The sequence below is a fragment of the Paenibacillus sp. J22P169 genome (assembly GCF_059691995.1).
Genome location: NZ_JCAUAO010000023.1, coordinates 1 through 11,574, shown reverse-complemented (window position 1 = coordinate 11,574; position 11,574 = coordinate 1). Strand labels below are relative to the sequence as shown.

7 protein-coding genes are annotated in these 11,574 nt (G+C 45.7%); all 7 read right to left on the bottom strand.

What is annotated here, in order from left to right; genetic code table 11:
- Nucleotides 1-344: 344 nt before the first annotated feature.
- The 7 genes from AC58QG_RS36305 to AC58QG_RS36275 all read right to left on the bottom strand — a co-directional run bounded on the left by AC58QG_RS36305 (nucleotide 345) and on the right by AC58QG_RS36275 (nucleotide 11,274).
- Nucleotides 345-2,396: a CBM96 family carbohydrate-binding protein gene (locus AC58QG_RS36305; RefSeq protein WP_497366797.1), complete on the bottom strand. Its 2,052-nt coding sequence runs from the start codon at nucleotides 2,394-2,396 to the stop codon at nucleotides 345-347.
- A gap of 64 nt (nucleotides 2,397-2,460) precedes the next feature.
- On the bottom strand, nucleotides 2,461-3,153 hold the full coding sequence (locus AC58QG_RS36300; RefSeq protein ID WP_497366796.1) for a hypothetical protein: 693 nt from the start codon (nucleotides 3,151-3,153) through the stop codon (nucleotides 2,461-2,463).
- A 39-nt stretch (nucleotides 3,154-3,192) separates the two neighbouring features.
- Complete coding sequence (locus AC58QG_RS36295; RefSeq protein ID WP_497366795.1) at nucleotides 3,193-5,082, bottom strand: heparinase II/III domain-containing protein; 1,890 nt, start codon at nucleotides 5,080-5,082, stop codon at nucleotides 3,193-3,195.
- A gap of 96 nt (nucleotides 5,083-5,178) precedes the next feature.
- Nucleotides 5,179-6,816 carry a type 2 periplasmic-binding domain-containing protein gene (locus AC58QG_RS36290; protein ID WP_497366794.1) on the bottom strand — a complete coding sequence of 546 codons (1,638 nt, stop codon included), beginning with the start codon at nucleotides 6,814-6,816 and terminating at the stop codon, nucleotides 5,179-5,181.
- 57 nt (nucleotides 6,817-6,873) lie between these two features.
- Nucleotides 6,874-7,761 (bottom strand): carbohydrate ABC transporter permease, encoded by an 888-nt coding sequence (locus tag AC58QG_RS36285; protein WP_497366793.1) that lies wholly within the window; start codon nucleotides 7,759-7,761, stop codon nucleotides 6,874-6,876.
- A gap of 11 nt (nucleotides 7,762-7,772) precedes the next feature.
- The gene (locus AC58QG_RS36280; RefSeq protein ID WP_497366792.1) at nucleotides 7,773-8,741 is read right to left on the bottom strand and encodes an ABC transporter permease; all 969 of its coding nucleotides are present in this window, start codon (nucleotides 8,739-8,741) and stop codon (nucleotides 7,773-7,775) included.
- A 247-nt stretch (nucleotides 8,742-8,988) separates the two neighbouring features.
- On the bottom strand, nucleotides 8,989-11,274 hold the full coding sequence (locus AC58QG_RS36275; RefSeq protein WP_497366791.1) for a helix-turn-helix domain-containing protein: 2,286 nt from the start codon (nucleotides 11,272-11,274) through the stop codon (nucleotides 8,989-8,991).
- Between the last annotated feature and the right edge of the window lie 300 nt (nucleotides 11,275-11,574).

Here is an 11,574-nt window from a genome sequence, read left to right as displayed (position 1 = left end):
TCTTTTATAGTCGATTACTCGACTGTGCTTACTCACTCGTTGTTCAGTTTTCAAAGATCAATTTCTTTCGCTCACTGCCGTGTTACCGAAGCAGCGAGAAGTAATATACCATGTTCATTTTTTAATTGCAAGCTTTTTTTATTTCTTTTTTTATTTCTTTTTTTCGTTGCCAGCCTGTCTGTTTCTTGGCCGGAGTGATAATATAGCATGGATTGCAAACACATAGCAATGTTTTATTTTTCCAATTCAAAAAATAATTATTCGTTAAAATTGATAGCCAAATGCCCAGACTTCACGACACGGATTGTCGATTTCTACGTCCGAGCACTCAGCGCTTTTGCTGCTTACGGTGTAATCGTTAATTTAGGCCGATCCGTGCTGGTGATACTCTCGCTTGAAGCAAAGGATACATTCCCATTTGAATTTACTGGTGACGTGCTGTACACGCGGATGGAGAGCTTTTTGCCAGTAGACATGGCCGCTTGTACTTGAGAAGTTACATTAATGGTAATCGACGTGCCGGCAACGATTGTATACGTACCTAACACGGTGCTAGAAGAAGGCTTTGTATCCCAAGTGATGGCGCCTTCTGTCCATGTGTTGTCGCTAACGAGTGCGACCTCGTTCTGAATACCGCTCATTGCAGCTACAATGGGCTTAAGGGTAATTGTTGCCGCAGTCACAGACCCGCTATAGCTATTGAAATCATATTTAAAATAGCCATCGCGTTTGTAGCTGGTTAAGTCGTTCTTCGTATCAACCGTAACAGCCGTTGTTCCAGCTTGGTTCGTTGTGGCGTAGGTACCATCTCTCACATTAGCGTCGTCTATGGCTATCCACGTATTCGGGGCCGTCAGGACGATACCAGCGCCATTGTACGCACCGCGATTCGGTGACGTCGACGATGAGACGGTGTTGCCCCAGTAGTCTTTGCCTCCATTACTGCTCATTAGAATCCCTGAAGACAAGGCAGGTGAACCTGTTCCAAGCTTATAACCATTCACCGAGCTTAATCCAATGCCGCCGCTACCTGCTCCAGCCAAAAGTGGATCGCTCGTTAATTTATGCGCATCACTTGGCTCACTAGCTGGGTGGTTACCATAGAAAACGTTGTAATCATACACATCATTCGCTTTGACGGAATAGCCGCCACTACCTGCGTTGTATACGATATTATTTTTGAAATAGATCGGATTGCTTCCGGCCAGCCCTGTTGTAATGCTCGTGCTCAAACCTGAGCCGATGTAGAACGTATTATTATAAATTTGGCTGTTCAAAGGCGTGTAACCGCTGTTGAACTGAAAAATACGCGCTCGGTCATTCTGACTAATATTATATCGAACGATCATATTGTCGTTACGAATCGTTCCATTTCCCATCACGAGCAGGAAGCCACCCTCATTATCATGACTGTAATTGTACTGAACCGTACAGCCAGTCAAGTTAAAGTCACAGTCAAAGCCTTGGCCGTCATTCGTTGTTTTGGTATTGTAAGCTTCGTTATATTGCATGACGGGATTCGTACTATTGATCGCCCAGATCGCCACATTGTAATGGGTATCCCGTGCATGGGCTGTATTAACAACGTTATATTGAATCAAACCATTAATAGAAGCGCGCATAACAATCCCATCTCCGCCGATATCATTCAGCGTGTTGTTGCTAATCACGAGATTCGTGTATGGCTCGAAGTTGCCTGCCCCGTCATTGTTCCCCCAGGAACTGCCGTTGCTAATTCCTGTGCGATCCGTGCGCTCAATGGTATTGCCATCAATAAGAACGTCGTTCCATTTGGTTCTTACAGCGGTTCCAGATACAAGGACATAGATACCTCCCGTAACTTTCAAAGCATCGGTATTCGTTCCCGTGACATCGTGAATATACATATTTCTAATATAGAAATGATTGTAGGTTCCCACATCGTGTGCTTCAACCTTCACCCCATAACGATCACCTGCTGAAGCGGATGTATTCGTAACCTCCAAGTTATTCAATTCCCAATATTGCTGATTGTAAAAATACACCGTGCTCCCTGTTAATCCATTCCCATTAATAATAGGTTTATTCCCTGTGCCGTATTTATCGATGATGATGGGGGACCCCGAGGCTCCAGAACCTAGCGGGTGCAATTGTCCCGTCCAGACAGAGCCTGATTTGAAAAGGATTTTATCCCCAGGCAAAAAGGTCGTGCTGTTGACCTTGGTTAACGTTTGCCAGGCTGCACCTGTGCTCAACCCATTATTGCTATCACTGCCACCTGCCGAATCGACATAGTAAGTGGTATTGTTCGCATACGTCGTGCTCGTTAGTGCTGGCATCGATAATACGACCGACAATAGGAGTGTAAAAATTAGGCTGACCGATAGACATAATCGAAATGCCTTTGAGTTTCTCATCAATCATTCTCCTCTACCTTCGAATATAAGCGCTTACAGAGACTAGACCAACAAAAAATAAATGTTACTGTACCTTCATTTCTTGAAACACGTGGTCTACAAGCCTCACTTGTGCAGCATCCATCAATTGCTTCACTTTCTCTGCGTACATTGTGTCCAGCGCGCGTTGCTGTTGATCTTCTGTTAGGCCACTACTGGCGCTATCACCTCCCTTCGATGCTGTCTGGTCTTGAAATACGGCTTTCACTTTCAATACCAAGTTGGAAAATATATAAGTGTAATAGCCGCGTTCGTCATACTGTTTAGGACCATAGATGACTTGGTTATTCTTGATGGCCTTCTCCCTGCGTTGATTTTCCTTTGCCCAACTCTCTATAAAGGCTGCATAGCTAAGATCTTCAGCATCAATAAGGCCGTATTGCTGGGCTAAAAGCTGCTGAACCTTAACCTCTTTCAACCGGTCAAGCGCTAGTTGCTTGGCTTTCTCGATCGGGACCTCCCCCTGAAAGCTCGTTGTCCAGAAGGAGGATGCGTCATCCGCATTATACGTTTTCTTAAAGTAGCCAGCAGTCTGAGCCTTTGCATCATTTAAGAAAAGCTGAAACTCAAGCTCATCTATTGGTACATCATTGATATAAGCGACAGTGGTGTAAGCGGGACCTGCTAACGAATGATTTTGCCACTCAGAGCAGCCTGCAGTCATAAAGATAGACAAAAGTAAGATGATCACGCTTATTAGCTTCATTATTAGCTTCATTATTCCCCTCCTTCATGAACGTTTTTGGATTAATTGCTCCTATTGTTCCTGCTCGATCATTCGAAACACCCAATCGCCTTGCTGAACAGCATGACGGAGTTTAAATTGGATGCGGTACAGCTTGTCGCCCCACACCCGCGTCAAGCTTTCGTCTGTAACGGTGATGTGTTCGAAAGCTGCTTCCCATTGCTCATTGTCATATTGAAGCAGTAACTGATTGTTCTCGCTATCCTGCAAACGGATGCGCCCCTGATCTTGAAGCTGAGGAAGTTGGCTGGACATCATATGAAGCAGCACTTGATCGGTAGGTTCGGAAAGCAAGCACGATTCTCTCAGCTCAACGGCTGGGTTCGGCCCTCTTTGCAGCGTTAGGCTGCGATGCCAGTTCCGCACACCCGCTTCAGCCGGATAAGCACTTGCTAGTTCTATCCCAAAACAGACAGCGGCCTCACTGTGCATATACGTGACTTCCTCCGCGCGGAAGGAACGACCCTCCTTTTGCTCAAAGCCGTTAATAACCGGAACACTGTGATAGCCTGATTGCATCGTCCAGATCTCATATCGCTGTGGGCTAAATGTCTTCTGTGTATATGTCTCCACCCCAATGTCAATTAAGAACGGCATCCCGTTCACATAAACCACGAAATGGCCGATGTCATTATGATTATGGCTTTCATCATTGTGTCCGCCTTTGATTGCCACAAATAAGCCTTGAATCGAGCCTTGCGATTGCCTTGCAGCCATCACTTGCAGATTCGGAAGCCACACGTCTTGGACCAGAGGTGGAGCTAAGTCTGCCTCCTTTTGGATACTTACGCAGCTAAGCAGACTATTCATTTCTTGGAAAAATGAAATCCCCTTCCCTCTGCGATCAGGTACTTGATAGGTTCGGAAGCCAATCTGCCCCAATGCGCGCAGCTGATCGTCCTTAATGCGCAAGCCATACAAGTGGATCATGCTGTAATCCTGTGAAGCAATCGCGGAGCCATCTGCGAAATTAACGTAGTACTGACCATCAATGTGCATGTTGTAGACGAATTGTCCTAGCTTTTTAATTAACAGTTGGTCGTAGACCTGCAGTACACCGTCCGATGCTCGATATAGCAGCTCAAGGTTGACCAACAGCATTCCGGCCGCTCTTGCCCAATACGATGAGCCTTCATCACATCCGCCATCCTCGAACTGTACCTCTAAGTACCTATCCAAACTACGCAGCACCTTATCGAAAAGCTTTAACTTCCGTTCTGGCTCCATCTCTTGCAGCAGCAATACGGTCAACATATTGGCGTTACACCACGGGTTCCAGTTGTTAACTTCTCGTTCGCCAAAGCCCATCCACCAGAAATCATTCCGATTGGTATAAGGAGCAATTATTCGCCGCTCCAACTCCACATGAATACGTGCTCTAATGAGGGGAGAGATCTCATTTAGCGGCGACTTAAGCAAGTGAGATGTCCAAGCGAGCAATGCAGCGGTTTCACCTGCGGATAGATCGAACAAGTGTTCTTCCGAGTCAGAAAGAACATCTTCGGATCGAAGGGATAAATAATGATGAGCCGGCGCGCACCACGTCGTCTGCTCACAAAAGAGCCAAATGACGTTCGTGATCTCCCGAAGGAACCGGCCCTTGGCTTCGATGCATTCTGCGATCAGAAGTGTGCAAAGCGCATTTCGTCTTTCTGTTTCAACCGAATCGTACGGCTTTCGGCTTCCCTCTTCGAAGTAGGCCATGAATGTAGTAGCACGCAAAACTGGCCATTCGTAGTTTAGATACGACTCCGCTTGTGTAACCCATGCTTGCTGTAAGGCATCGGGTACGCTCGCCCAAGCCTCGCGATCACACAGTGCTGGCAAAATGCGTCCCTCCATACTTTTGCCTAAAATATGAGTTTTCACATCGGAAATGGTGATGAAATCTGTCAGCTTCATTTTGCTAAGTTCCTCCTCCTTGTCGGGGTAAAGAAAAGACTGCCTCATTTGCAGTTTGGCTACGAATGTGACAGTCTTCGATTCAATGGTTACTCATTATTTAATAACTTCGGTGTACTGCTTCTCAATCTCGTTAGCACCGGCTGATCTTGCCTTTTTGACATACTCATCAAAGGAATCAACGGATTGCTCGCCTGTAATGATTTTGATGTAATTTTCCGTCGTCAGCTTCTGTAAATCAGCTGTGAACTTGCCGGAAGCCTCTACGCTCGGCAGGTAAGATGGCGGAGTGCCTGTGCCTTTCACTTTATCCGCAACGACATATTTGGCTTTGAATATCTGCTTCACCACATCCGGATTGTTCGTATACATCCCAAAGGTACCCACACCGCGCTGTGCTGTTTCAGTTGGGTTTTTGAGCTTGGAAGCGACGGAGCCGTCTGCGTTAATGACATAATCCTTGTCTTTCACACCATAGTTAGCCAACATGTAATAGTCCTTGTCGGTGACCAGTGTATCCAGCATTTTCAAAATAGTATCTAGCTTTCTTGGATCTTTCGCTGCATTCTTCGTAATCACCAGGGTTTCGTTGTTATAACCCCAAATGTTTGCGCCATATGCTTTGCCGTCAGGTCCTTTGATCGCTTTGCCGAGAGACCAGGTTTCATCGTATTTGGCGTCTGGCTTCACTTTGATGAACTCTTGATAAACCGCTCCACCTTTATCTCCTTCAGTAAGCGGCGGCGTCCAGTGATAGTACATAACGTTACCTGTTACACCTACGCGATTGTTAATGAAGGCATGGGAAGTCGCCCAATAGCCGCCCTTATTCTCACCGGTTACGAATTCCGGATCGATGACGCCGTCTTTGTACCATTTGGCCAGCAGCTTAAGGCCTTCTTTCATTTCAGGTTGAATCGCATCCATCGTCACTTTGCTATCCTTCACGGTATACCAAAGGGCTGAGTAAGGTGTCGTGCCTTTGATGACATCCGTCGGGATCGGCCCGAAGGCGCCTAGCACCGTTTGCATCGCCGTACTGGAGAGACCGTACGTGTCTTTTTTGCCATTTTTATCAGGATCATTGTTTGTAAACTTGTAAATCGCATCCTCAAACTCAGCTAACGTTTCAGGTAATTTGGTGATGCCAACATTCTTGAGCCAATCGGTGCGCCATACAAGGCTGGTCGGATAGGTACCGTCTAATTGGAAAGCGGATAATCCGTAGTTTTTGCCTTTGTACATGCTGGAGCGGAAGGCAGATCCTGAGGTGTCATTGTCCATGATTAATTTGTAGTAGTTAGGCGCTTTCTGCTTGATCGTATCCACGGGTATTTCCGCTGCTACCCCGCTGTCCACGAGTTTGGATAATTCGAAGCCCTTCAGCCTCAAAATATCCGGAATTTCTCCCGATGCCATGCGGACGTTGAACACTTCGCTGTATTTCTGTGAATCCGCTGTCCAGACATTGATTTTCGCATTAAAGCGTTTGGACAATTCCTGCAAGACTTCGGAGTTCGCATCTGGCGCGACATCGTTGATGTTATAGCCTGCCCACTCGATTGTGACCGGTGTGTCATTCTTAGCTGCTGCAGTTGCCGTCGTACCAGTAGCTGCTGGTGCTGGAGTACTTGTCGTACTGCTCTCTGTGCCGCTGCTGCATGCCGCCAAACTCCCTACTAACAAAGCTGCGCTCACCAAGCTGCCTACATGACGAATTGCTTTTCGCTTCATTTTTAGACCCTCCTAGACATGTATGTTAGTGAACCATCCCCTGTGAGGGGGCTGGGGTTAACCTTTCAATGAGCCAATCATGACACCTTTGACGAAGTACTTTTGCAGGAACGGGTATACAATTAGCAGTGGAATCAGGGATACCATGAGTGCAGCCATTTTCATCGTGTCGGTGTTGGCGTAGATCGTATTGGCTGCCTCAACAGCTTGCGGCTCGGAGCCTTCGAACATAATTTTGCGCAGCACTAGTTGCAGAACCGCTTTCTTCGAATCCTTGAGATAAATCATGGCATTAAACCATTCATTCCAATGATAGACCATCGTCCATAGCCCCACTGTAGCGAGGATTGGGATCGAAATCGGCAATATGATGCGCGTTAAAATGACGAATTCGTTCGCCCCATCAATGCGTGCTGATTCTTGAATTTCCTCAGGGAGTGACATGAAGTAATTGCGGATAATCAGCATAGTAAAGGTATTGATTGCGACAGGCAGCACTAGCGCCCATACGCTGTTATAGAGACCGACGCCTTTGACGATGAGGTACGTGGGAATCAATCCACCGCTGAAAAACATCGTAAATACCATGAAAATCGTCCAAAACTTGCGATGCACCAAATTCTTTTTGGACAATGGATAGGCCGCTAGAATCATTAACGTCATGGAGACGATGATACCTAGAATGACTCGAACGATTGTATTCTGGTATCCGGTCCAGATTTGCTGATACGCCAGAATTTTGCGATAACCATCCCAATCAAATTTAAGTGGAATCAAGTGGATGCCGTAGCTGCTTACGACTTCTGGCGGACTCATCGACACCGTGACAACCTGCATGAAGGGAATAATCGTCAGCGCACTTAGCAGGATAAGCGTCACATAGACAATCGTATCTACGACGTTATCTTCAAAGGTTCGTTTCTTTTTCTTGCGTTTCGTTGCCATTCGGCGATCACCTACCATAGGGAATAGTCATTAGTTTTCTTAGCGACATAATTAGTGAGAAGAATTAGAAAGAAGGCAATGATATTTTTGAACAAGCCAACTGTGGTTGCGAAGCTGTAATCGCCTTTCACAAGCCCAATCTGATACGTATACGTGGAAATAACATCCCCAACCGAGAGAACAGAGGCATTCAGCAAGTTGTAAATTTGATCAAAATCGTCATTAATAATGCCGCCTACCGCAAAAATAAACATGATCGTCACAACCGGCATAATTGAGGGCATCGTGATGTTCCATATTTTTCGAAGTCGCCCCGCCCCATCCATATCCGCTGCATCATACAGCTCAGGATCCACACTTGTGATCGCTGCTAGGTAAATGATCGTTGACCAACCGACTTCCTTCCATATGGAGGAAAGCACGAGGATGGACCGGAAATACGTTTCACTTGTGACGAAGAGAATCGGTTTATGGCCAAACTCCATGATGATGGCGTTGATCAATCCGCGGGTTGGTGAGAGAAACTCGATTACGATCCCACCGAGAATTACCCAGGAAATGAAATGCGGTAAATAGGTGATGGTCTGGACAGCTTTTTTGAAGAAAACAAGGCGAACCTCATTTAAGATGAGACAGAGAATGATCGGTGCCGGAAATCCGAAAATCAATTTATACGTGGAGATAATAAGGGTATTCTTTAGTACCGGTAAGAAATACAACCCCGTGAATAGCTCCTTAAAATGTTCTAGCCCTACCCATTCACTACCTGAAACACCTTTCAGCGGATAATAATTTTGAAAGGCAATGACAATCCCATATAGGGGGGCATAGTGAAAGATGAGGTAGTAGGCGATGACGGGAATTAACATGAAGAAAAAGTATTTTTGTTTCCAATATAGCTTGATTGCACGTTCTTTATTGAGTTGCGGCTGCACGCGCTCCTTCACTTCTCGTGCTGCAATGATTGCGTTACTTTCCATTCCATGCCTCCTGTTCCGAAATCTTGTGTGCGATTTGATGCCCTTATCGTACGGCCTATGCGGGGAGATCGACAACGCCCAATAACTTTACTGGCGTGCTGTTTTTTTTACGTCTTGTTGAGAATCGCTGATTTATGCTGTGTTTCTGCAGCGGAATGACAGACTTTTTTACTTGTGTTGTTTTTTTTGCTTTGCCGGGAACGAAAAAGCTGCCATGCATAGTGCATCGCAGCTCTCGTGGGGAGGACTAGCTTTCGAGGCTATCCCGATAGCTCTTGGGGGTACATCCGAAGTTCTCTTTGAACACATTCGCAAAATAACGCGGGCTCGTATAGCCGAGCTTCGCTGCGATCTCTTTAATCGATAAGTCCGTCTCTCGGAGGAGGCTTTCGGCGTGTTTCATTTTGATCCCAGCCAAATGCTCAGAGAAATTCGATCCCATGACCGATTTGTAGATCCGACTCACATAGCTGGAGTTCATATGAATGCCTTCGCTCAAGGAAGACAAGGAGATTTCGTTATAAATATTTTGCTCAATGTAGGCGAGGATCTGACGTTCCAGTGCAGTACCAGGGTCATCATCGGTCACATCGGTGGTGTGGTACTCCATGATTTGAACAGCTACACCGGTGAGCCAGTCCGTTAAATCAGCAACATTGTCCATTTTCCGCCCATAATCCCGAATGTCATAACCAAGGAATCGCTCTAGATCGATATCCATCGAAATGGCGGTTGTACGGATGATCGAGATCGCATCAAACACCGTATTACGGCAATAATCAATGTGATACCTGCCCGAAACGAGTGCTTTGCGCAATATATCCAGAATCGAAAACACCATTTCTTGATTCCGATTACGTACAGCAACAGAAAGCTGCTCGATAATTTGCAGTCCACTTCCATGATCTTTGCGCTGCGCGATAGCGAGGTCTTCATAAGAAATACATGACTCCGTTGGCATGATGAAGGCGTAATTCAAGCACTCGCATGCTTCCGTATAGGATTGTGCGATGTTGGTGTAGGCATGGGTGTATTCAGAGCCGAAGCCGAGCACAAATTTCCCTTTCATCTGCTGGCTGATGCTGCTGTGAATTTTCTCCTTATCCAAAGCGTGAGAATAATTGAGTAGCACAATAATATGGCCTGCGTTATCCATGGTCGAACAAAGCCAGTAATCACCAAGCTCTTCCACATGCTGCAGCATACTGTATTGGATCATCATCTCGTTCTTCAGGCCAATCCCTTCTGTGCCGAAAACCTTGAGTGCCATACAAGCTGTTTTATCGCGGTCAAAATGAAGCTGAAGTGTTTTCTCCATGTTTGCAACTTGTGGATCAGTCTGATCCAGGTCACCATGCAGTAGTCGCATAATAAATTTATCGCGAATGATCGGCTTATTCGTCTCCATTTGATGATTCAAATCGGTGATGGTATTCGACACCCGATCAATCACCTGATGAAGCATCGTATATTCATTCTTCGCCTGCTTCTCTTGGCCATCAGAACTTCCCAGATTGCGAATCGTTTGAATGATGCTGCGAAGCGGTTTATTGGCCCAATGAGTCATATAGATCGAGAAAAGCAAGCTTACTGTGAGCAGGACGATCGTGGTGATCAGCAAATAATGCTTGAGCTGCTTCGATTTTTGATACAACGTATCGATCGAAATGACAGACACGTATTTCCAGTTGTTATATTTGGACTTGGCGTAGGAAACGACACTTTGAACACCGTCCACCGATGCCTCAAAAGTACCGGACTCTGGATGTTGCAGGAGCGTCGTGATGTAATCCTTCTGGCTAAAATTGTGACCAACCCATTGACTGTCACTATGGACAAGCACTTTTCCTGTCTCATCTACAATAAATAAGACTTCTCCATCTGTCGGAGAGGATTGGATAAGATTGTGAATAGCACTCTCTTTGATATTGATGGCGACTACAGCTTGTCGATTCGCAAGGCTATCAATCAGCGGAATATTTGAAAGATAGGTGATCACCGACGTATTCGATGGCGTGGTTACACGAGGGGGCAGCCACCGATTCGGGGTGGTCATGGTACGCAGAACATTAATCCATGCTTCATCCAAGCTTTTGAGGGAGCCTGCCGAATCCAAATACGAACTATATTTATCATTAATGTACACGTTCCCCGCTGTATACCACACTTCAACGGATTGTAAGAAGTTCAGCTTGTAAGGGATATCCGTCAAAAAGTTGCTAACTTCAGCGATCTTGTAGCCGTTGCCGCTAATATCGTGCGTGAGCGGATACGCGAGCACTTCATTACTAGGAATATCCGAGAAATAAATATTCACCAAGCGAATAACGCGATCGAGAATCGTTTCATCTACGGCATATTTCAACTTGCTGACGTCTTGTGTACTCTGTCGGTTAATCTCTTGATTGTACGCATTCGAGAAATAATGGATATAGATGAGCTGCGGGACTAATGAAAGGATGATCACGAGCAAGATGTTAAACAAGAGGATCCGTGAGTAGATGGTGCTCATCCTGGCTCGGATATTGAACATGGAACACCTCCTTGCAAGGTGGGATGATTGAAAGGCTGGATGTTATGAGATTAGAGGGAAATTTATAAAGCGTTTTCATAATTCACTTCTTCTACTATAGCATAAATTTGCGGCTTGTCATGGTTTGAATAAGACCCTTTTGAGGTCTTATTGCTGCGCGTGAGCGTCGGGAATGTTACAATAGCGCCCAAAATGCACTTAGAATTAATAGTGGACGTCTCTTAGTGTAGAAGTAATAATAACCTTAACTATTAACTAAGAGGTGTCTGTCCATGAGCGAATCAAGACAACGATATAATG